The organism is Streptomyces sp. NPDC058045, assembly GCF_042885635.1.
In the GTDB taxonomy this organism is placed as follows: Bacteria; Actinomycetota; Actinomycetes; order Streptomycetales; family Streptomycetaceae; genus Streptomyces.
This window is the reverse complement of the sequence record NZ_JBHVRR010000052.1, coordinates 1-21,362: the sequence shown is the minus strand read 5'-3', so window position 1 is coordinate 21,362 and position 21,362 is coordinate 1. Positions and strand designations below refer to the sequence as shown.

The window sequence follows — 21,362 nt, the reverse complement described above, 5'->3', positions numbered from 1 at the left end:
CGGGCGGGGCTCAGGCGTCGTAGACGTCCGCCTTGGAAGGCTGCGGCTGCTGCACCAGGCCGCTGAGGACGTTGGAGCGGTTGCCGAACTGGTCGGTGTTGACGCCGTTCTCGGCGAGGACGCGGATCGCCGCCGCGTGCACCACCCGCAGGACCGGGGTCGCGGCCCGCATCGCGTCGTCCGCCATGAAGCGGTGCCGCCACGGCTTGGCCGCCCAGGCGTGCCGCAGCCCGAACGGCTCGGGCAGCACCAGCTTCCCGCCGAGGTGGTCCAGCAGCGGCGGATACCAGGTGAGGGGCGCGCGGACGGCGAGCCGCACCACCTCGTCCGGCTCCACCAGCGGCAGCCGCCGCTCCGTGGTCTCCCAGAACTTCACCGGCTTGGCGACCTGCTTGACCTTCTTCTTCGGCTTGCTGGTGAAGAGGGAGTGGACGGGGCCGAGGGCGTGCCCGGTGACCTCGATGCGCAGCGTCTCGTGCAGCACCGTCACCGTGATCAGCATGGTGATGACCAACTGGCCGTCCCAGAGCGTGAATTGGACGCCCAGATAGTGGCGGTCGCCGCTGCCGAACTGCTGCTCGTTGCAGATCCGCTGTATCTCGTGGTTCTTGACCTGGAAGGCCTCGACGTCGGTGCCGGAGGGGCGGGCCACCTCGCCCGCGTTCTCCCCGATGGGGGTGACCACCCAGTCCTTTATCGACGGTTTGGGGAAGCCACCGGTGTGCAGCGGGCCGCGCTCCAGCATCCGCAACTGGTCCTTGATCGCCCGGATCACGTCCCAACTGCGGAAGCCGTTGATCTCGGTGTCCGGATCGGCCGGCACCAGCTCCTCCGCCAACTGCCAGCTACCCCAGCGGGTGCCCATGCCGAGTATGCCCTTGGGCCCGGCGTAGAAGACGGCGTTCGCCTGCTGTTCGGCGCTGAGCCGGGCCAGGCTCTGGCGGAGCTGCTCGGCGCCCTTCTCCCCGGGGTGGGTGGGCACCGCCTCCGGGATCTTGGCGCCGATCCCGCCGCCGGCGAGCAGGCTCTCCCAGCGCTCCCGCAGATCCACGGCGGTGCGCTCGCAGATCCGGCGGGCCCACCACCAGCCCACCACCGGCAGCACCAGCGCGCCCCGGGCGTACCAGCCGAGCAGGCCGTCGAAGGGCATCTTCCAGAAGAAGAGCGCGGCGAACACCGAGAAGGCCACCAGCAGACCGGTGGCGAGGGCGGAGGCGCGCCGGTCGGTGGATTTGTCGATCATGCGCCGGAGTTGGAAGATCAGCAGCCAGGCGAGCAGGCCCGGCAGGAAGACCAGGCCGCACGCCGCCATCACGCCGGTCAGCCAGGTGTCGCGTTCGCGGCGGATGCGGTTGGCGGCCAGGCAGTGCTCGACCACGGTCTGCGGATCGGTGCCGAAGGACTGGATCAGCGGCTTGCGGCCGCCGCCCAGCATCCGCGTCTGCACGGCACGGGCGAAGGCCTCGCCGAGATTGGGGCGGAACAGCGAGATGCTGCCGTCCTTGACGGTGCACTTGTGCCACTCGCCGTCCGCGTCGAGGATCGTGCCCACGTCGCCGTCGCGGTAGGCGGCCGAGGCGAGCGCCGAGGTGGCCGCGGTCTGCCCGGTGTCCCCGGACAGCGGGATCTGCGCTCCCGGCCTGAAATCGAATACGTCGTCCGCCACTGCCGCCCCCATCGCCACCGGGCCCTTGCTGCCCGGGGACTGCCCGACTTCCTTGCGCTGCACACCTGTTGACCCGGACAACGCTCCGGGTCACATGATCTCCGCCCAGCGTATCCGCAGAGCGGGGGACCCGGCAGGGCGCAGAGTGGGAGGCCTTACGCCCGCGTGCGCCCCCGCCGCTCCCCGGGCCGTCCGGAGAGGTCCCGGTGGGCGGCGCGCGGGGTGCTCAGGCCGCGTCGTCCGACTCCTGACGGAGCTGCTCCGCGACCTGCTGCGGCATCGGCTCGTGCCGGGCGTAGGAGCGGGAGAAGCGGGCCGTGCCGTGGGCCAGCGACCGCAGGTCCACCGCATAGCGCCCGATCTCGATCTCCGGGACCTCGGCACGGATCAACGTCCGCCCGCCCGGCGCCTGTTCGGTGCCCACGACCCGGCCGCGGCGGCCGGACAGATCGCTCATCACGGCGCCCACATAGGCGTCCGCGACCAGCAGCCCCACCTCCGCGACCGGCTCCAGCAGATGGACCACGGCGTCCCGGGCGGCCGCCCGCAAGGCCAGCGCGCCCGCCGTCTGGAAGGCGGCGTCGGAGGAGTCCACCGAGTGCGCCTTGCCGTCGAGGAGGGTGACCCGCACATCGATCAGCGGGTGCCCGCTCGCCACGCCCTTCGCGGCCTGCGCCCGTACGCCCTTCTCCACCGAGGGGATGAACTGCCGCGGCACCGCGCCGCCCACCACCCGGTCCACGAACTCGACCCCGGAGCCGCCCGGCAGCGGCTCCACCTCGATCTCGCAGATGGCGAACTGCCCATGCCCACCGGACTGTTTGACGTGCCGTCCGCGTCCGGCCGCCCGCTCCGCGAAGGTCTCCCGCAGCGCCACCCGGTGCGGCACCAGGTCGACCTGGACGCCGTACCGGCCGCGCAGCCGCTCCAGGGCGACCTCGGCGTGCGCCTCGCCCAGGCACCAGAGGACCACCTGATGGGTGTCCTGGTTCTGCTCCAGGCGCATCGTGGGGTCCTCGGCGGCCAGCTTGGCCAGGCCCTGCGACAGCTTGTCCTCGTCGGCCTTGCTGTGCGCCTCGATCGCCACCGGAAGGAGCGGGTCCGGCATGTCCCACGGTTCCATCAGCAGCGGGGAGTCCCGGTCGGAGAGGGTGTCGCCGGTCTCCGCCCGGGTCAGCTTCGCCACACAGGCCAGATCGCCGGCCACGCACTGCGCCAGCGGCTGCTGCTGTTTGCCGAACGGGGCCGACAGGGCGCCGATCCGCTCGTCCAGGTCGTGGTCCTCGTGGCCCCGGTCGGCCAGCCCGTGCCCGGAGACATGGACCGTGGCGTCGGGCCGCAGCGTCCCGGAGAAGACCCGCACCAGCGACATCCGGCCCACATACGGGTCGGAGGCGGTCTTCACCACCTCCGCGACCAGCGGCCCGCCCGGATCGCAGGCCGGGGACGGTTCGGCGGCGCCGTCCACCGAGGTCACCTCCGGGGCGGCGCGTTCCAGCGGGCTGGGGAAGCCGCCGGTGATCAGGTCGAGGAGTTCCACGGTGCCCAGGCCGTGACGGGCGCCGTCCGCGGCCGGGGCCGCCGCCAGTACCGGGTGGAAGGCGCCGCGGGCGACGGCCTTCTCCAGGTCGGTGACGAGCGTCTTGAGGTCGATGTCCGCGCCGCCGAGGTAGCGGTCCATCAGGGTCTCGTCCTCGCTCTCCGCGATGATCCCCTCGATGAGGCGGTTACGGGCGCCGGCGATCACCGGCAGCCGGTCCTCGTCCGGCGCGTGCACGGTGCGCTCCCCGGACGCGTAGTCGAAGACCCCCTGCGTCAGCAGGCCCACCAGACCGGTCACCGGGGCGTGCCCGTCGGGGGCGGGCTCGCCGTGCAGCGGCAGATAGAGCGGCAGTACCGCGTCCGGGTCGTCCGCGCCGAAGGCCTCCGCGCACACCCGGGTCATCTCCTCGAAGCCGGCCCGCGCCGACTCCAGATGCGTGATCACGATGGCCCGCGGCATCCCGACCGCCGCGCACTCCTCCCACACCAGCCGCGGCCCGGCCGAGACGCCCTCCGCGCCCTCCGCCGCCGAGACGACGAAGAGGGCCGCGTCCGCCGCCCGCAGACCGGCCCGCAGTTCCCCGACGAAGTCGGCGTAGCCCGGGGTGTCCAGCAGGTTGATCTTGCAGCCGTCCCAGGCGAGCGGCACCAGGGACAGCTGGACCGAGCGCTGCTGGCGGTGCTCGATCTCGTCGTAGTCGGAGAGCGCGGTGCCGTCCTCCACCCGGCCCGCCCGGTTCACCGCGCCCGCGGTCTGCGCGAGTGCTTCCACCAGGGTCGTCTTGCCGGCTCCCGAGTGGCCGACCAGCACCACGTTCCGCACCGACGCGGGGTGGTCGGCCGCCGCCGCCCTGCCGGCGGCTCCGGGGTGCCTGCTCGCCTTCTCGCCCATGGCCCTGCCTCCCGATCGGATGCACGGAGGTCCTGTCCTGGCGGCGGTCACGCGGCCGGCGTGTGGCGGCGTCGGCGACGCCCGCAGTCCCTTCGAGCTTTCCACTCCGCTCCCGGCACGTCCATACGTGCGGCGGGTACGCGGACGCGGTGAGGCGGGTACGCGGGCCGCCCACCGGTGCCCCGCACCCGGCGCCCGGAGGGCGTGACTACGATGGGCCAGCCGGTGGCCAGCAGGGGCCGCCCGCCTCACCCGACCCCCCTGGGAAGGCCATGCTGAACAAGTACGCGCGTGCGTTCTTCACGCGTGTCCTCACGCCGTTCGCCTCGTTCCTCATCCGCCGCGGGGTCAGCCCCGACACGGTGACCCTGCTGGGCACCGCCGGGGTGGTGGCGGGCGCGCTGGTCTTCTACCCGCGCGGGGAGTTCTTCTGGGGCACCGTCGTCATCACCCTCTTCGTCTTCTCCGACCTCGTCGACGGCAACATGGCGCGCCAGCTCGGCCGTTCCAGCCGCTGGGGCGCCTTCCTCGACTCGACACTGGACCGGGTCGCCGACAGCGCCGTCTTCGGCGGCCTCGCCCTGTGGTACGCGGGCCGCGGCGACAACGAGGCGATGTGCGCGGTGGCCATCTTCTGCCTGGCCAGCGGGCAGGTCGTGTCGTACACCAAGGCGCGGGGCGAGGCGATCGGGCTGCCGGTCGCGGTGAACGGGCTGGTGGAGCGGGCCGAGCGGCTGGTCGTCTCGCTGGTGGCGACCGGCCTCGCCGGGCTGCACAAGTTCGGCGTCCCCGGCATCCAGTGGCTGATGCCGATCGCCCTGTGGATCGTCGCCGTCGGCAGCCTGGTCACCCTGATCCAGCGGGTGGTCACGGTACGCCGCGAGTCCGCCGAGGCCGATGCCGCCGACGCCGCGCACACGGCCCCGGCCGGCCGGGAGGGCACCGCATGAGCCGGGCCCGTGAACGTCTCACCGACGCCCTGTACGGGGCGGGCTGGGCCGGGGTGAAGAAGCTGCCGGAGCCGGTCGCCCAGCGCCTCGGCCGCACCGTCGCGGACACCGCCTGGCGCCGCCGCGGCCGGGGCGTGCTCCGCCTCGAAGCCAACCTCGCCCGGGTGGTGCCGGAGGCCGGACCGGAGCGGCTGGCCGAGCTGTCCCGCGCCGGGATGCGCTCCTACCTGCGGTACTGGATGGAGTCGTTCCGGCTGCCCGCGTGGAGCGAGCAGCGGGTGCGCGCCGGCTTCGTCCCCAAGGACGTGCACCACCTCACCGACGGCCTCGACTCGGGCCGCGGCGTCGTCCTCGCCCTGCCGCACCTGGCCAACTGGGACCTGGCCGGCGCCTGGGTCACCACCGAGCTGGGCGTGCCCTTCACCACCGTCATGGAACGCCTCAAGCCGGAGAGCCTCTACGACCGGTTCGTCGCCTACCGGGCGGGCCTCGGGATGGAGGTCCTGCCGCACACCGGGGGCGCCGCCTTCGGCACCCTCGCCCGGCGGCTGCGCGCCGGCGGTCTGGTCTGCCTGGTCGCCGACCGCGATCTGTCCGCGTCCGGGATCCGGGTCGACTTCTTCGGCGAGGCCGCCAGGATGCCCGCGGGCCCCGCCCTCCTCGCCCAGCAGACCGGCGCCCTGCTGCTGCCCGTCACCCTCTGGTACGACGGCTCGCCCGTGATGCAGGGCCGTGTACACCCCGCCATCGAGGTACCCGGCTCAGGTGACCTCGGCGAGAAGACGTCTGTCATGACACAGGCCCTGGCCGACGCCTTCGCCGGCGGGATCGCGGAACACCCGGAGGACTGGCACATGCTGCAACGGCTCTGGCTCGCCGACCTCGACCCGGCGCGGGCGCCGGCCGGGTCCGGGGCCGCCCCCGAGGAGACACCGTGAGGATCGGCATCGTCTGCCCCTACTCCTGGGACGTGCCCGGCGGAGTGCAGTTCCACATCAGGGACCTCGCCGAGCACCTGATCGCCCGCGGCCACCACGTGTCCGTCCTCGCCCCCGCCGACGAGGAAACCCCCCTGCCGCCCTATGTGGTCTCCGCGGGCCGCGCCGTGCCCGTGCCGTACAACGGCTCGGTGGCGCGGCTCAACTTCGGCTTCCTGTCCGCGGCTCGGGTACGGCGCTGGCTGCACGAGGGCACCTTCGACGTGGTGCACATCCACGAGCCCGGCACGCCCTCCCTCGGCCTGCTCACCTGCTGGGCGGCGCAGGGCCCGATGGTCGCCACCTTCCACACCTCCAACCCGCGCTCCAAGGCGATGATCGCCGCCTACGCCCTGCTCCAGCACGCCCTGGAGAAGATCAGCGCCCGGATCGCGGTCAGCGAGTACGCCCGCCGCACCCTGGTCGAGCACCTGGGCGGGGACGCCGTCGTCATCCCCAACGGCGTCGACGTCGGCTTCTTCGCCGGTGCCGAGCCGCGCCCCGAGTGGCAGTCGGACGGCGCCCGCAGCGCGGACGGTCAACTCGGCGGCACCATCGGGTTCATGGGCCGGATCGACGAGCCCCGCAAGGGACTTCCGGTCCTGATGCGCGCCCTGCCGAAGATCCTCGCCGAACGACCCGGCGCCCGGCTGCTGATCGCCGGCCGCGGCGACGAGGAGGAGGCGGTGGCCGAGCTGCCGCCCGAGCTGCGCGGCCAGGTCGAGTTCCTCGGCATGGTCAGCGACGAGGACAAGGCCCGCCTGCTGCGCAGCGTCGACCTGTATGTGGCGCCCAACACCGGCGGTGAGAGCTTCGGCATCATCCTGGTCGAGGCGATGTCCGCGGGCGCCCCCGTCCTCGCCTCCGACCTGGAGGCCTTCGCCCAGGTACTCGACCAGGGCGCGGCCGGCGAGCTGTTCGCCAACGAGGACGCGGACGCGCTGGCCGAGGCCGCGGTGCGCCTCCTCGGCGACGAGCGGCGGCGGACCGAACTGAGTGAGCGCGGCAGCGCCCATGTCCGCCGCTTCGACTGGTCCGTGGTCGCCGCAGACATCCTCGCGGTCTACGAGACGGTCACCGACGGCGCCGCCTCCGTCGCCACCGACGACCGTCCCCCCGGCCTCCGCGGCCGCTTCGGCCTGGCCCGCCACTGACGCAGCGGTGGGCGGGGCCGGGGCACGGGCCGGCCCGGGGTAGCGTGGCCCGCTGTGACGACCCTGATCGTGATCGCGGTGGCCCTGGTCGCCGCGGCCCTCTACCTGAGCTGGACCGCCGGCCGGCTGGACCGCCTGCACACCCGGATCGACGCCTCCCGGGCCGCCCTCGACGCCCAGTTGCTGCGGCGCGCCTCGGTGGCCCAGGAGCTCGCCACCTCCGGCGTCCTGGACCCGGCCGCGTCCATCGTGCTGTACGAGGCGGCGCACGCGGCCCGGCAGGCGGAGGAGGAGCAGCGGGAGGTCGCCGAGAGCGAACTCAGCCAGGCCCTGCGGGTGGTGTTCGCCGAGCCCGAGCAGGTCGCGGAGGTCCGCACCGCCCCCGGCGGAGAGGCGGCCACCGGCGAACTCGCCCAGGCGGTACGGCGGGTGCCGATGGCCCGCCGCTTCCACAACGACGCGGTGGGCGCCGCCCGAGCGCTGCGCCGGCACCGCAAGGTCCGCTGGTTCCGCCTGGCCGGGCACGCCCCCTTCCCGCTCGCCTTCGAGATGGACGACGAGCCGCCGGCCGCCCTCGCCGACCGCCCCTGACGGCCCGCCAGCCCGCCGCGGCGCGAGCGACCGAACCGGCCACCGCCGCGGAGAACCAGCCCGGTCAACCCGCCGGAACCGGCCACCGCACCCGAAAACGAGCCACCGCCTGCCCATTGGCCCTTGCCGCGGCATCCCCGCCGCCGGTTACCTCGATGCTGCACCCGGCGCCCGCGGCCCCGCGCCGCCCGCCCCACGGGTGCGGCCGTTCACCTACGTCTCACCCCGTGAGGTCACCGTGTCCACCACGCCTTCCCGCACCACCCCGTCCGAAGCGGCTCCCGCCACCGGCACCGCCCGCGTCAAGCGCGGTATGGCCGAGCAGCTCAAGGGCGGCGTGATCATGGACGTCGTCACGCCCGAGCAGGCGAAGATCGCCGAGGACGCGGGCGCCGTCGCCGTCATGGCCCTGGAGCGGGTGCCCGCCGACATCCGCCGGGACGGCGGCGTGGCCCGGATGTCCGACCCGGACATGATCGAGGGCATCATCGGCGCGGTGTCCATCCCGGTGATGGCCAAGTCCCGCATCGGCCACTTCGTGGAGGCGCAGGTCCTCCAGTCCCTCGGCGTCGACTACATCGACGAGTCCGAGGTCCTCACCCCGGCCGACGAGGTCAACCACTCCGACAAGTGGTCCTTCACCACACCGTTCGTCTGCGGCGCCACCAACCTGGGCGAGGCGCTGCGCCGGATCGCCGAGGGCGCCGCGATGATCCGCTCCAAGGGCGAGGCCGGCACCGGCAACGTCGTGGAGGCCGTCCGCCACCTCCGCCAGATCAAGAACGAGATCGCCCGGCTGCGCGGCTTCGACAACCACGAGTTGTACGCCGCCGCCAAGGAACTGCGCGCACCCTACGAACTCGTCCGCGAGACGGCCGAGTTGGGCAAGCTGCCGGTCGTCCTCTTCTCAGCGGGCGGGGTCGCCACCCCGGCCGACGCCGCGCTGATGTGCCAACTCGGCGCCGAGGGCGTCTTCGTGGGCTCCGGCATCTTCAAGTCCGGCGACCCGGCGAAGCGCGCCGCCGCCATCGTGAAGGCCACCACCTTCTTCGACGACCCCACGATCGTCGCGGACGCCTCCCGCAACCTCGGCGAGGCCATGGTCGGCATCAACTGCGACACCCTCCCCGAGGCCGAGCGCTACGCCAACCGCGGCTGGTAGCAGGGATGTCGAGCACACCGGTCATTGGTGTACTGGCCCTCCAGGGCGACGTACGGGAGCACCTCGCCGCCCTGGACACGGCCGGCGCCGCGGCCAGGGCGGTGCGGCGCCCGGAGGAACTGGACGCGGTGGACGGCCTGGTGCTGCCCGGCGGCGAGTCCACCACCATCTCCAAACTGGCCGTACTCTTCGGCCTGTTGGAGCCGCTGCGGGCCCGCGTCCGGTCCGGCCTGCCGGTCTACGGCACCTGCGCGGGCATGATCATGCTCGCCGACAAGATCCTCGATCCGCGCTCCGGGCAGGAGACCGTCGGCGGTATCGACATGATCGTCCGCCGCAACGCCTTCGGCCGGCAGAACGAGTCCTTCGAGGCCGCCGTCGAGGTGCGGGACGTGCCCGGCGGCCCCGTCGAGGGCGTCTTCATCCGCGCCCCGTGGGTGGAGTCGGTGGGTGCCGCCGCCGAGGTGCTGGCCGAGCACGAGGGCCATATCGTCGCCGTCCGCCAGGGCACCGCACTCGCCACCTCGTTCCACCCCGAACTGACCGGCGACCACCGGCTGCACGCCCTTTTCGCCGGCATGGTGCGGCAGGCTGGGAGATGAGGAGAGCGTTCAGGGGCGGGAACACCCGGCCCACGCCCTAGTAGGATCTCTGGAGTTCGATGCAGGGATGGGTTACGCGAAGGAGACAGGCAGATGTCCGGCCACTCTAAATGGGCCACGACGAAGCACAAGAAGGCCGTGATCGACGCCAAACGCGGCAAGCTCTTCGCAAAGCTCATCAAGAACATCGAGGTCGCGGCCCGCATGGGCGGCGCCGACGTGGAGGGCAACCCGACGCTCTACGACGCCATCCAGAAGGCGAAGAAGCAGTCGGTGCCGAACAAGAACATCGACTCCGCGGTCAAGCGCGGCGCGGGCCTGGAGGCCGGCGGCGCCGACTACGAGACGATCATGTACGAGGGCTATGGCCCCAACGGCGTCGCGGTACTCATCGAGTGCCTCACCGACAACCGCAACCGCGCCGCCTCCGACGTCCGCGTCGCCATGACCCGCAACGGCGGCTCGATGGCCGACCCCGGCTCCGTGTCGTACCTCTTCCACCGCAAGGGCGTGGTGATCGTCCCCAAGGCGGAGCTGTCCGAGGACGACGTGCTGGGCGCGGTCCTCGACGCGGGCGCCGAGGAGGTCAACGACCTGGGCGAGTCCTTCGAGGTGCTCAGCGAGGCCACCGACCTGGTCGCGGTCCGCACCGCCCTCCAGGAAGCCGGCATCGACTACGACTCGGCCGACGCCAACTTCGTCCCGACCATGCAGGTCGAGCTGGACGAGGAGGGCGCCAAGAAGATCTTCAAGCTGATCGACGCGCTGGAGGACAGCGACGACGTGCAGAACGTCTTCGCCAACTTCGACGTCTCCGACGAGGTCATGGAGAAGGTCGACGCCTGAGCCGCCGGGGCCACCGGACGGGCCGACGGGACACACCCCGTCGGCCCGTCCGCGCGTGGACGCCTTGTCGGTGGTGGCCGATAACCTGCACGGACTGCACGGTAGGAGCGCATGGAGAAGGGGGCGTCATGCGGGTGCTCGGGGTGGATCCGGGTCTGACGCGGTGCGGCGTCGGTGTCGTCGAGGGGGTGGCGGGCCGCCCGCTGACCATGATCGGCGTCGGCGTGGTGCGCACCCCGGCCGACGCGGAGACCGCACAGCGCCTGGTCGCCGTGGAGCAGGGCATAGAGCAGTGGCTGGACGAGCACCGGCCGGAGTGCGTGGCCGTCGAACGCGTCTTCAGCCAGCACAACGTCAGGACCGTGATGGGCACCGCACAGGCCAGTGCCGTCGCCATGCTCTGCGCCGCCCGCCGCGGCCTGCCCGTCGCACTGCACACCCCCAGCGAGGTCAAGGCCGCCGTCACCGGCAGCGGCCGCGCCGACAAGGCGCAGGTCGGCGCCATGGTGACGCGCCTCCTCCGGCTCGACGCCCCACCCAGACCGGCCGACGCCGCCGACGCCCTCGCCCTCGCCATCTGCCACATCTGGCGCGCCCCCGCGATGAACCGCCTCCAGCAGGCGCACGCCGCGGCCCGCGCCGCCACCCGCACCGGTACGCCCGCCCGCCCCGCCGCCCGCCCCTCAGTCAGGACCCCAGGAAAGGCCCCCCGATGATCGCCTTCGTCAGCGGCCAGGTCGCCGCGCTCGCCCCCGACGCGGCGGTGGTCGAGGTCGGCGGCATCGGCCTCGCCGTGCAGTGCACCCCCGACACCCTGTCCGGCCTCCGCCTCGGCAAGGACACCCGCCTCGCCACCTCCCTCGTCGTACGGGAGGACTCGCTCACCCTGTACGGCTTTACCGAGGACGACGAGCGGCAGGTCTTCGAACTGCTCCAGACCGCGAGCGGCGTCGGCCCCCGCCTCGCCCAGGCCATGCTCGCCGTGCACCGCCCCGACGCCCTGCGCAGAGCCGTCGCCACCGGAGACGAGAAGGCCCTGACCGCGGTCCCCGGCATCGGCAAGAAGGGCGCCCAGAAGCTGCTGCTGGAGCTGAAGGACCGCCTCGGCGAGCCCCTCGGCACCGGCCCCGCCGTCGGCGCCCCCGTCACCAGCGGCTGGCGCGACCAGCTCCACGCCGCCCTCATCGGCCTCGGCTACGCGACCCGGGAGGCGGACGAGGCGGTCGCCGCCGTCACCCCGCAGGCCGAGGCCGAGCAGAGCCCGCAGGTCCCGGCGCTGCTCCGGGCCGCCCTCCAGACCCTCAACCGCGCCCGCTGACCGCCGAGTTCACCACCCGCCGACCCGTACCCCACCCGAGGCACACCATATGAACTGGGACGACACCACCAGCGAAGCCCCCGCGGCGGAGCGGCTCGTCGGCGCCGCCGCCGACGGTGAGGACCAGGCGGTCGAGGCCGCGCTGCGCCCCAAGGACCTCGGCGAGTTCATCGGCCAGGAGCGCGTCCGCGAACAGCTCGACCTGGTACTCCGCGCCGCCCGGGCCCGCGGCGCCACCGCCGACCACGTCCTGCTCTCCGGTGCCCCCGGCCTCGGCAAGACCACCCTTTCGATGATCATCGCGGCGGAGATGGGCGCCCCCATCCGCATCACCAGCGGCCCCGCCATCCAGCACGCCGGCGACCTCGCCGCGATCCTCTCCTCCCTCCAGGACGGCGAGGTCCTCTTCCTGGACGAGATCCACCGCATGTCCCGGCCCGCCGAGGAGATGCTCTACATGGCCATGGAGGACTTCCGGGTCGACGTCGTCGTCGGCAAGGGCCCCGGCGCCACCGCCATCCCGCTGGAGCTGCCCCCCTTCACCCTGGTCGGCGCCACCACCCGGGCCGGACTGCTGCCCCCGCCGCTGCGGGACCGCTTCGGCTTCACCGCCCATATGGAGTTCTACGAGCCGGCCGAGCTCCAGCGCGTCGTCCACCGCTCCGCGCACCTCCTCGACGTGTCCGTGGAGGAGCCAGGCGCCGCCGAGATCGCCGGCCGCTCCCGAGGCACCCCCCGTATCGCCAACCGCCTGCTGCGCCGCGTACGGGACTACGCGCAGGTCAAGGCCGACGGGCTGATCACCCAGGAGGTCGCCGCGGCCGCGCTCCGGGTCTACGAGGTGGACGAACGCGGCCTGGACCGCCTCGACCGCGCCGTGCTGAAGGCCCTGCTGAAGCTGTTCGGCGGCGGCCCCGTCGGCCTCTCCACCCTGGCCGTCGCGGTGGGGGAGGAGCGCGAGACGGTGGAGGAGGTCGCCGAGCCCTTCCTGGTACGGGAGGGCTTGCTGGCCCGCACCCCGCGCGGCCGGATCGCCACCCCGGCGGCGTGGGCGCACCTCGGCCTCACCCCGCCCGCCGCCCCGGGAGGAAGCGGTCAACAGGGGCAACAGGGCCTGTTCGGCACCTGACGGCGCGGGCGGTCGCACCGGCAGGAACCCCGGTGCGATGCTGAGCGTTGTTCCATAAGCGCGGACTCCCTTAGACTCCGCCGATGCCGCCCTTTGCAGGCGGTGCACCCACCCCCGACCCAGGCCGCACCCCAACGCGGTCATATGAAGGAAGTTCCGACCCGTGAGTCTCGTGACCCTCCTCCCGTTCATCGTGCTCATCGGGGCCATGTTCCTGATGACCCGCTCCGCCAAGCGCAAGCAGCAGCAGCAGGTGCACATGCGGGGCCAGATGCAGCCCGGTTCCGGCGTCCGCACCATCGGCGGCATGTACGCCACGGTCAAGGAGGTCCACGACGACACGGTCCTCCTGGAGGTGGCCCCGGGCACGCACGCCATCTACGCGAAGGACGCCATCGGCGCCGTCCTGCCGGACGACGAGTACAACCGCATCGTGCACGGCATGGAAGAGGGCTTCGACGGTTCCGACACCGTCGTCCCCGACGACGCCTCCTCCCTCACCGAATCCGGTGAGAGCACCTCCGACGACTCCGCCGTCGACCTCGGCAAGGACTCGTCCATCGACCTCGGCAAGAAGGACGCCGCCGACGACGCCCCCGAGGACGTCGCCCCCGAGGACGCCAAGGCCCCCGAGGACGCCAAGGCCGCCAAGGACGCGGAGGCCGCCGAGCCCAAGAAGGCCGACGGCGGTTCCGAGGCGAAGTAGCCGGCTCCCCGGGCCGCCGCGGCACCACGCGGCCCCGGGGGTGTGCGGACTTTCACCAAGTTCCGTCACCACGCCAGGGCCGGGCGGCGCCCACCCTGCGCCGGACGGTCGGAGAGGGAGAACGAGAAGGTGGCAGCACCCAAGAAGAGCCGGAGCCGGACCAAAGGCGCACAAGGCAAGCCCGGTCGCTCCCTGGCTCTCATCCTGATCGCGCTCGTCGCGCTCACCGGGGGCATGTTCCTGTCGGGGAACACCTCCCCGCGCCTGGGCATCGACCTCGCCGGCGGCACCAGCATCACGCTGAAGGCGAAGAACACCCCCGGTCAGAAGAACGCGATCAACAAGACCAATATGGACACCGCCGTCAGTATCATCGAGCGCCGCGTCAACGGCCTCGGTGTCTCCGAGGCGGAGGTCCAGACCCAGGGCAGCGACAACATCATCGTCAACATCCCCCGGGGCACCAACGAGAAGCAGGCGCGCGAGCAGGTCGGCACCACCGCGCAGCTCTACTTCCGTCCGGTACTGACCCTCGCCGAGGGGGACCCGGCCGCGTCGAAGTCGCCCTCCGCGAAGCCGTCCGGCAGCCCCTCCAAGACGCCGGCCGGCAAACCGAGCGCGGGTGGTGAGAAGGCCACCTCGCCGGCCAGCCCCACCGCGAGCAACAGCCCGCAGGGCCGAGCCGCCTCCGGAGCACTCCGGGCCGACGGAGACCCTTCTCCAAGCGCCTCCGCACCGGACGCCAAGAGTGACGGCAAGAAGGGTGCGGACAAGCCCGGCGCCAGCCCCGCGCCCAGCGACAGCGCGGCCGCCGCGGAGGCGACCGCCCTCCAGGCCAGGTTCGCCAAGCTGAACTGCACCGACCCGGCGGCCCGTGCCGAGACCAGCACCGGCGTCAAGCCCACCGACCCGTCCCTCGCCTGCGGCAAGGACAACCGCGGCCAGTGGCAGAAGTACATCCTCGGCCCGGCCGCGGTCCAGGGCACCGATGTGGACAAGGCCAGCGCTGTCTACGACACCCAGGGTGCCGCGGGCTGGAAGGTGACGATGGAGTTCACCGGGAAGGGCAGCAAGAAGTTCGCCGCCATCACCGGTCAGCTCGCCACCAAGCAGTCCCCGCAGAACCAGTTCGCCATCGTGCTGGACGGCGAGGTCGTCTCCGACCCGTACGTCCGCGAGGCCCTCTCCGGCGGCAGCGCCGAGATCTCCGGCCACTTCGACCAGCAGTCCGCACAGGACCTGGCGAACATGCTGTCCTACGGCGCGCTGCCGCTCTCCTTCCACGAGGAGACCGTCACCACCATCACGGCGGCCCTCGGCGGCGAGCAGTTGCACGCCGGCCTCATCGCCGGCGCCATCGGCCTCGCCCTGGTCGTCATCTATCTGGTGGCCTACTACCGGGGCCTGTCGATGATCGCCATCGCCTCGCTGCTGGTCTCCGCGGCGCTCACGTACACGATCATGGCGCTGCTCGGTCCGACGATCGGCTTCGCGCTGAACATGCCGGCGGTCTGCGGCGCCATCGTCGCCATCGGCATCACCGCCGACTCCTTCATCGTCTTCTTCGAACGCATCCGGGACGAGATCCGCGAGGGCCGCTCGCTGCAACCGGCCGTGGCCCGCGGCTGGCCCCGTGCCCGGCGCACCATCCTCGTCTCCGACTTCGTCTCGTTCCTCGCCGCCGCGGTGCTCTTCATCGTCACGGTCGGCAAGGTGCAGGGCTTCGCCTTCACCCTCGGCCTGACGACCCTGCTCGACGTGGTCGTGGTGTTCCTCTTCACCAGGCCCCTGATGACGATCCTGGCCCGCAAGAAGTTCTTCAACACCGGACACCGCTGGTCCGGATTCGACCCGAAGAGCCTCGGTGTGAAACCACCGCTGCGCCGTTCCCGCCGCGTGACCACGCAGACGAAGGAGGCGTGAACATGTCACGACTCGGCACCATCGGCGCCAAGCTGCACCGCGGCGAGATCGGCTACGACTTCGTCGCCAAGCGCCGTATCTGGTACGGCGTTTCGATCCTGATCACCATCACCGCGATCGTCGGCCTCTTCGTCCGCGGCCTCAACATGGGCATCGAGTTCGAGGGCGGCGCCGTCTACACCACGCCCAAGACCGCCGTCACCGCCTCCGCGGCCCAGCACTCCGCGGAGGAGGCCTCCGGCGGGCACGAGGTCATCGTGCAGGAGCTGGGCAACGGCGGGCTGCGCATCCAGGTCAGCGGGATCGACACCGCCAAGTCGGACCAGATCAAGGCGGAGCTCTCCAAGGACCTCAAGGTCCCCGGGGACAAGATCGCCGCCGACCTGGTCGGCCCGAGCTGGGGCGAGACCATCGCCAACAAGGCCTGGACCGGCCTAGGCGTCTTCATGATCCTGGTGGTGATCTACCTCGCCATCGCCTTCGAGTGGCGCATGGCCATCGCGGCCCTGATCGCCCTGATCCACGACATCACCATCACCGTCGGCGTCTACGCCCTGGTCGGCTTCGAAGTCACCCCGGGCACCGTCATCGGCCTCCTCACCATCCTCGGCTACTCGCTGTACGACACCGTCGTCGTCTTCGACAGCCTCAAGGAGGGCTCGGAGGGCATCGAGAAGCAGACCAGGTGGACCTACGCCGAGGTCGCCAACCGCTCCATCAACGGCACCCTGATCCGCTCCATCAACACCACCGCGGTGGCGCTGATGCCGGTCGCCGCGCTGCTCTTCATCGGCGGCGGCGTCCTCGGCGCCGGGATGCTGAACGACATCTCCCTGTCGCTGTTCGTCGGCCTCGCCGCGGGTGCCTACTCCTCGATCTTCATCGCCACCCCGCTCGTCTCCGACCTCAAGGAGCGCGAGCCGCGGATGAAGCAGCTCCGTAAGCGGGTGCTGGCCAAGCGGGCCGCGGCCGCCGCCAACGGCGAGCCGCTGCCCGGCGCCGAGGACGAGCCGGCCGACGCCGATCCGGACGACCCCGACGCCGAGGACGCGGCGCCCGCCGTCGTGGGCCAGCGAGTCCAGCCCGCCTCCCGTAACCGCGGACGCGGCCGTCCCTCGGGCAAGCGCCGGTGAGCCCCGCGCACGGCACCACGGACGTCGCCGAGTTGCTGCTCAGCCGCATCCGCGAGGTGCGGGACTACCCGCAGCCCGGCGTGGTGTTCAAGGACATCACGCCGCTGCTGGCGGACCCGGTCGCGTTCTCCGCGCTCACCGGCGCCCTCGCCGAGCTGTGCACCCGCTACGGCGCCACAAAGGTCGTCGGCCTGGAGGCCCGGGGCTTCATCCTGGGCTCCCCGGTCGCCGTCGAGGCCGGGCTCGGCTTCATCCCGGTCCGCAAGGCCGGCAAGCTCCCCGGCGCCACCCTCAGCCAGTCCTACGACCTGGAGTACGGCTCCGCCGAGATCGAGGTGCACGCCGAGGACCTCACCGCGGACGACCGTGTGATGGTCATCGACGACGTCCTCGCCACCGGCGGCACCGCCGAGGCCTCACTGCGACTGATCCGCCGCGCCGGGGCCGAGGTCGTCGGCGTCGCGGTCCTGCTGGAGCTGGGCTTCCTCGGTGGTCGCAAGCGGCTGGCCGAGGCGCTCGGGGACACCCCGCTGGAGGCGCTGATCACCCTCTGACGCTCCGCGAGGGGACCGTACCGGGGCATCTCCCGGGGGCCGCGTGGACGGATCGACCGAGGCAGACGGCGGGCACCGCAGGAATCCGGTGCCCGCCGTATGTGTTCTCCTTGGTGCAGGCGTGCACGAAGGCGTCTGCCACCGGTCGGCGAGATCCCGCGGCCCCGGCTCGATACCATGGGCCGTCCGGGGCACGACCGGCGGCTCCGGAACGCGCACGAGGAGCGCCCCTTGCCAGACGAGGCCCAGCCACTTGCCGCCAAGCCCGACCCGGGGGCCGAGCACTCCGCGAAGTCCGCCCCCGCCCCCGGCCGGGACGAAGGCACAGGGCGCCCGCAGACCGCCCCCGACACCCGGGCCCCGGCACCGGCCGGCCAGCCGCGCCCCGGTCCGGCCACCGACCGGCCGGCCGCCCCGCCGCCGATCCGGCCCGCCGGTCAGCCGCCGCGCTCCGGCTCCTCCAACCGCGTCCGGGCCCGCCTCGCCCGCCTCGGCGTCCAGCGGTCCAATCCGTACAACCCGGTGCTGGAGCCGCTGCTGCGGATAGTGCGGGGGAACGATCCCAAGATCGAGACGGCGACGCTGCGGCAGATCGAGAAGGCCTACCAGGTCGCCGAGCGCTGGCACCGCGGGCAGAAGCGCAAGAGCGGCGACCCGTACATCACGCATCCGCTCGCCGTCACCACCATCCTCGCCGAGCTGGGCATGGACCCGGCGACGCTGATGGCCGGGCTGCTGCACGACACCGTGGAGGACACCGAGTACGGCCTGGACACCCTGCGCCGGGACTTCGGGGACCAGGTCTCGCTGCTCGTGGACGGCGTCACCAAGCTGGACAAGGTCAAGTTCGGCGAGGCGGCGCAGGCCGAGACCGTGCGCAAGATGGTGGTGGCCATGGCGAAGGACCCCCGGGTCCTCGTCATCAAGCTCGCCGACCGCCTGCACAACATGCGCACCATGCGCTACCTCAAGCGGGAGAAGCAGGAGAAGAAGGCCCGCGAGACCCTGGAGATCTACGCGCCGCTGGCCCACCGCCTCGGCATGAACACCATCAAGTGGGAGCTGGAGGACCTCGCCTTCGCGATCCTCTACCCCAAGATGTACGACGAGATCGTCCGCCTCGTCGCCGAGCGCGCACCCAAGCGGGACGAGTACCTGGCCATAGTGACCGACGAGGTCCAGGCCGATCTGCGGGCCGCCCGCATCAAGGCCACCGTCACCGGCCGCCCCAAGCACTACTACAGCGTCTACCAGAAGATGATCGTCCGCGGCCGGGACTTCGCGGAGATCTACGACCTGGTGGGCATCCGCGTCCTGGTCGACACGGTGCGGGACTGCTACGCCGCCCTCGGCACGGTGCACGCGCGATGGAATCCGGTCCCCGGCCGGTTCAAGGACTACATCGCGATGCCCAAGTTCAACATGTACCAGTCGCTGCACACCACGGTGATCGGCCCCAACGGCAAGCCCGTCGAACTCCAGATCCGCACCTTCGACATGCACCGCCGCGCCGAGTACGGCATCGCCGCGCACTGGAAGTACAAGCAGGAGGCCGTGGCCGGCGCGTCGAAGGTCCGCACGGATGCCCCGAAGAGCGCCGGGAACAACAAGGACGCCGTCAACGACATGGCGTGGCTGCGGCAGTTGCTCGACTGGCAGAAGGAGACGGAGGACCCGGGGGAGTTCCTGGAGTCGCTCCGCTTCGACCTGTCCCGCAACGAGGTCTTCGTCTTCACACCCAAGGGCGATGTGATAGCGCTGCCCGCCGGCGCCACCCCCGTCGACTTCGCCTACGCGGTGCACACCGAGGTCGGTGACCGCACCATCGGCGCCCGCGTCAACGGCCGCCTGGCGCCCCTGGAGTCCACCCTCGACAACGGCGACCTGGTCGAGGTCTTCACCTCCAAGGCACCCGGCGCCGGACCCTCCCGGGACTGGCTGGGCTTCGTCAAGTCGCCCCGCGCCCGCAACAAGATCCGGGCCTGGTTCTCCAAGGAGCGCCGCGAGGAGGCGATCGAGCAGGGCAAGGACGCCATCGCCCGCGCCATGCGCAAGCAGAACCTCCCGATCCAGCGCATCCTCACCGGCGACTCCCTCGTCACCCTCGCCCACGAGATGCGCTACCCGGACATCTCCTCCCTCTACGCGGCCATCGGCGAAGGCCATGTCACCGCGCAGAGCGTCGTACAGAAACTGGTGCAGGCGCTCGGCGGGGAGGAGGCCGCGACCGAGGACATCGCGGAGAGTGCCCCGCCGTCCCGGGGCCGCCGCAAGCGCCGGGCGAAGGCCGATCCGGGCGTCGTCGTCAAGGGCGTCGAGGATGTGTGGGTCAAGCTGGCCCGCTGCTGCACCCCGGTCCCCGGGGACCCCATCATCGGCTTCGTCACCCGCGGCAGCGGCGTCAGCGTGCACCGGGCGGACTGCGTCAACGTCGACTCCCTGTCCAAGCAGCCCGAGCGGATGCTGGACGTGTCCTGGGCGCCCACCCAGTCCTCGGTGTTCCTGGTCGCCATCCAGGTCGAGGCGCTGGATCGGTCCCGGCTGCTGTCCGACGTCACCCGCGTCCTGTCCGACCAGCACGTCAACATCCTGTCCGCCGCCGTGCAGACCTCCCGGGACCGGGTGGCCACCTCCCGCTTCACCTTCGAGATGGGCGACCCCAAGCACCTCGGCCACGTCCTCAAGGCGGTACGCGGGGTGGAGGGCGTCTACGACGTGTACCGGGTGACCTCGGCCCGCCGCCCCTGAGCGCCGTCACACCAGAGCCCCCGGCACCGCGCAGGTGCCGGGGGCTCCGGTCGTGGCCGGTGCGGAGCGTCAGCCGCCGAACTCCTCCAGGCCCTTCAGCGCCTGCTCCAACAGGGCGCGGCGGCCTGCCAGTTCCTTCTCCAGCTTGTCGGCGCGGGAGGTGTTGCCCTGGGCGCGGGCCGTCTCGATCTGGCCCTGGAGCTTGTCCACCGCCGCCTGCAACTGGCCGGTCAGCCCCTCGGCGCGGGCCCGCGCCTCCGGGTTGGTCCGGCGCCACTCGGCGTCCTCGGAATCCTGGAGGGCGCGCTCCACGGCGTGCATCCGGCCCTCCACCTTGGGGCGGGCGTCCCGCGGGACATGGCCGACGGCCTCCCAGCGCTCGTTGATCGAACGGAAGGCCGCACGCGCCGCCTTCAGATCGCTCACCGGCAGCAGCTTCTCCGCCTCCTCGGCCAGCCCCTCCTTCACCTTGAGGTTCTCCGACTGCTCGGCGTCGCGCTCCGCGAACACCTCGCTGCGGGCCGCGAAGAACACGTCCTGCGCGCCGCGGAACCGGCTCCACAGGTCGTCCTCGTGCTCGCGCTGCGCCCGGCCCGCCGCCTTCCACTCCTGCATCAGATCCCGGTACCGGGCCGCGGTGGCGCCCCAGTCCCGGGAGCCGGAGAGCGACTCGGCCTCGGCGACCAGCCGCTCCTTGGTCTGGCGGGCCTGCTCGCGCTGCGCGTCCAGCGAGGCGAAGTGCGCCTTGCGCCGCTTCGAGAACGCGGACCGGGCGTGCGAGAAGCGGTGCCACAGCTCGTCGTCCGACTTGCGGTCCAGCCGCGGCAACCCCTTCCAGGTGTCCACCAGGGACCGCAGCCGCTCGCCCGCGGACCGCCACTGCTCGCTCTGCGCCAGCTCCTCCGCCTCGGTGACCAGCGCCTCCTTGGCGTGCCGCGCCTCGTCGGACTGCTTGGCCCGCTGCGCCTTGCGCTCCTCGCGGCGCGCCTCCACCGTCGAGACCAGCTTGTCCAGCCGGGCCCGCAGCGCGTCCAGGTCGCCCACCGCGTGGTGCGCGTCGACCTGCTCACGCAGATGCGCGACGGCGGTCTGGGCGTCCTTCGCGGACAGGTCGGTGGTCTTCACCCGGCGTTCGAGGAGGCCGATCTCCACAACCAGGCCCTCGTACTTGCGCTCGAAGTAGGCAAGTGCCTCCTCGGGGGAGCCGGCCTGCCAGGAGCCGACGACCTGCTCGCCGTCGGCCGTTCGCACGTACACGGTGCCCGTCTCGTCGACGCGGCCCCACGGGTCGCTGCTCACAGCGCCTCCTCCACATGATGCCCGCCGGGGCCCGCTGGACCCCCGGCATCGTCCACAGTTTCGTCACGGCCAAATCTAGGCGACCGGTGGGGCGGCTGTCCGCACCCCGCACAACGGAATTCTCCGGCCGCCCCGGCGGCGTTCCGGCACCGTACGGCACTGCCGCACGG

18 protein-coding genes are annotated in these 21,362 nt (G+C 72.2%); 15 read left to right on the top strand and 3 right to left on the bottom strand.

What is annotated here, in order from left to right; translation table 11 throughout:
- Positions 1-10 precede the first annotated feature (10 nt).
- Both ACFVST_RS24570 and ACFVST_RS24565 read right to left on the bottom strand, forming a co-directional pair.
- Positions 11-1,678, bottom strand: coding sequence for a hypothetical protein (locus ACFVST_RS24570; protein WP_390155749.1), 1,668 nt, complete (start codon positions 1,676-1,678; stop codon positions 11-13).
- Positions 1,679-1,892: 214 nt separating this feature from the next.
- Positions 1,893-4,100 (bottom strand): elongation factor G-like protein EF-G2, encoded by a 2,208-nt coding sequence (locus ACFVST_RS24565; RefSeq protein WP_390155738.1) that lies wholly within the window; start codon positions 4,098-4,100, stop codon positions 1,893-1,895.
- Positions 4,101-4,372: 272 nt separating this feature from the next.
- On the opposite strand from ACFVST_RS24565, the gene pgsA reads away from it, so the two are divergent.
- The 15 genes from pgsA (at position 4,373) to ACFVST_RS24490 (ending at position 19,893) form a co-directional block, all read left to right on the top strand.
- The gene (gene pgsA / locus ACFVST_RS24560) at positions 4,373-5,050 is read left to right on the top strand and encodes a phosphatidylinositol phosphate synthase (protein ID WP_390155737.1); all 678 of its coding nucleotides are present in this window, start codon (positions 4,373-4,375) and stop codon (positions 5,048-5,050) included.
- Positions 5,047-5,988, top strand: a complete 942-nt coding sequence (locus ACFVST_RS24555) for a phosphatidylinositol mannoside acyltransferase (RefSeq protein ID WP_390155735.1) — start codon at positions 5,047-5,049, stop codon at positions 5,986-5,988. Before pgsA ends, ACFVST_RS24555 begins: the two co-directional genes overlap by 4 nt.
- Positions 5,985-7,181 carry a glycosyltransferase family 4 protein gene (locus ACFVST_RS24550; RefSeq protein ID WP_390155733.1) on the top strand — a complete coding sequence of 399 codons (1,197 nt, stop codon included), beginning with the start codon at positions 5,985-5,987 and terminating at the stop codon, positions 7,179-7,181. The genes ACFVST_RS24555 and ACFVST_RS24550 overlap by 4 nt, the downstream gene beginning before the upstream one ends.
- Positions 7,182-7,235: 54 nt before the next feature.
- On the top strand, positions 7,236-7,772 hold the full coding sequence (locus ACFVST_RS24545; RefSeq protein WP_390155732.1) for a hypothetical protein: 537 nt from the start codon (positions 7,236-7,238) through the stop codon (positions 7,770-7,772).
- A gap of 238 nt (positions 7,773-8,010) precedes the next feature.
- Positions 8,011-8,934 (top strand): pyridoxal 5'-phosphate synthase lyase subunit PdxS, encoded by a 924-nt coding sequence (gene pdxS / locus ACFVST_RS24540; protein ID WP_390155731.1) that lies wholly within the window; start codon positions 8,011-8,013, stop codon positions 8,932-8,934.
- Between the two features lie 5 nt (positions 8,935-8,939).
- On the top strand, positions 8,940-9,536 hold the full coding sequence (gene pdxT / locus ACFVST_RS24535; RefSeq protein ID WP_390155729.1) for a pyridoxal 5'-phosphate synthase glutaminase subunit PdxT: 597 nt from the start codon (positions 8,940-8,942) through the stop codon (positions 9,534-9,536).
- 93 nt (positions 9,537-9,629) lie between these two features.
- Positions 9,630-10,382, top strand: coding sequence for a YebC/PmpR family DNA-binding transcriptional regulator (locus ACFVST_RS24530; RefSeq protein WP_390155727.1), 753 nt, complete (start codon positions 9,630-9,632; stop codon positions 10,380-10,382).
- 128 nt (positions 10,383-10,510) lie between these two features.
- Positions 10,511-11,098: a crossover junction endodeoxyribonuclease RuvC gene (ruvC, locus tag ACFVST_RS24525; RefSeq protein WP_390155725.1), complete on the top strand. Its 588-nt coding sequence runs from the start codon at positions 10,511-10,513 to the stop codon at positions 11,096-11,098.
- The gene (gene ruvA / locus ACFVST_RS24520) at positions 11,095-11,700 is read left to right on the top strand and encodes a Holliday junction branch migration protein RuvA (protein WP_390155723.1); all 606 of its coding nucleotides are present in this window, start codon (positions 11,095-11,097) and stop codon (positions 11,698-11,700) included. The genes ruvC and ruvA overlap by 4 nt, the downstream gene beginning before the upstream one ends.
- A 49-nt stretch (positions 11,701-11,749) precedes the next feature.
- Positions 11,750-12,829 (top strand): Holliday junction branch migration DNA helicase RuvB, encoded by a 1,080-nt coding sequence (gene ruvB / locus ACFVST_RS24515; RefSeq protein WP_390155722.1) that lies wholly within the window; start codon positions 11,750-11,752, stop codon positions 12,827-12,829.
- 163 nt (positions 12,830-12,992) lie between these two features.
- Complete coding sequence (gene yajC / locus ACFVST_RS24510; protein ID WP_390155720.1) at positions 12,993-13,535, top strand: preprotein translocase subunit YajC; 543 nt, start codon at positions 12,993-12,995, stop codon at positions 13,533-13,535.
- Between the two features lie 129 nt (positions 13,536-13,664).
- Positions 13,665-15,458 (top strand): protein translocase subunit SecD, encoded by a 1,794-nt coding sequence (gene secD / locus ACFVST_RS24505; RefSeq protein ID WP_390155718.1) that lies wholly within the window; start codon positions 13,665-13,667, stop codon positions 15,456-15,458.
- Positions 15,459-15,460: 2 nt separating this feature from the next.
- Positions 15,461-16,591, top strand: a complete 1,131-nt coding sequence (secF, locus tag ACFVST_RS24500) for a protein translocase subunit SecF (RefSeq protein ID WP_390155716.1) — start codon at positions 15,461-15,463, stop codon at positions 16,589-16,591.
- On the top strand, positions 16,588-17,145 hold the full coding sequence (locus ACFVST_RS24495) for an adenine phosphoribosyltransferase (protein WP_390155714.1): 558 nt from the start codon (positions 16,588-16,590) through the stop codon (positions 17,143-17,145). Before secF ends, ACFVST_RS24495 begins: the two co-directional genes overlap by 4 nt.
- A gap of 231 nt (positions 17,146-17,376) precedes the next feature.
- On the top strand, positions 17,377-19,893 hold the full coding sequence (locus tag ACFVST_RS24490) for a RelA/SpoT family protein (protein WP_390155712.1): 2,517 nt from the start codon (positions 17,377-17,379) through the stop codon (positions 19,891-19,893).
- A gap of 69 nt (positions 19,894-19,962) precedes the next feature.
- Here the strand turns inward: ACFVST_RS24490 and ACFVST_RS24485 are convergent, their stop codons facing one another.
- Positions 19,963-21,192 carry a DUF349 domain-containing protein gene (locus ACFVST_RS24485; RefSeq protein ID WP_390155710.1) on the bottom strand — a complete coding sequence of 410 codons (1,230 nt, stop codon included), beginning with the start codon at positions 21,190-21,192 and terminating at the stop codon, positions 19,963-19,965.
- Positions 21,193-21,362 lie beyond the last annotated feature (170 nt).

Excerpts from the sequence above, each read along its gene's own strand:
- ACFVST_RS24570 (WP_390155749.1), bottom strand. The coding sequence starts at position 1,678 with ATGGGGGCGGCAGTGGCGGACGACGTATTCGATTTCAGGCCGGGAGCG.
- ACFVST_RS24565 (WP_390155738.1), bottom strand. The coding sequence starts at position 4,100 with ATGGGCGAGAAGGCGAGCAGGCACCCCGGAGCCGCCGGCAGGGCGGCG.
- pgsA (WP_390155737.1), top strand. The coding sequence starts at position 4,373 with ATGCTGAACAAGTACGCGCGTGCGTTCTTCACGCGTGTCCTCACGCCG.
- ACFVST_RS24555 (WP_390155735.1), top strand. The coding sequence starts at position 5,047 with ATGAGCCGGGCCCGTGAACGTCTCACCGACGCCCTGTACGGGGCGGGC.
- pdxT (WP_390155729.1), top strand. The coding sequence starts at position 8,940 with ATGTCGAGCACACCGGTCATTGGTGTACTGGCCCTCCAGGGCGACGTA.
- ACFVST_RS24530 (WP_390155727.1), top strand. The coding sequence starts at position 9,630 with ATGTCCGGCCACTCTAAATGGGCCACGACGAAGCACAAGAAGGCCGTG.
- ruvC (WP_390155725.1), top strand. The coding sequence starts at position 10,511 with ATGCGGGTGCTCGGGGTGGATCCGGGTCTGACGCGGTGCGGCGTCGGT.
- ruvA (WP_390155723.1), top strand. The coding sequence starts at position 11,095 with ATGATCGCCTTCGTCAGCGGCCAGGTCGCCGCGCTCGCCCCCGACGCG.
- ruvB (WP_390155722.1), top strand. The coding sequence starts at position 11,750 with ATGAACTGGGACGACACCACCAGCGAAGCCCCCGCGGCGGAGCGGCTC.
- secF (WP_390155716.1), top strand. The coding sequence starts at position 15,461 with ATGTCACGACTCGGCACCATCGGCGCCAAGCTGCACCGCGGCGAGATC.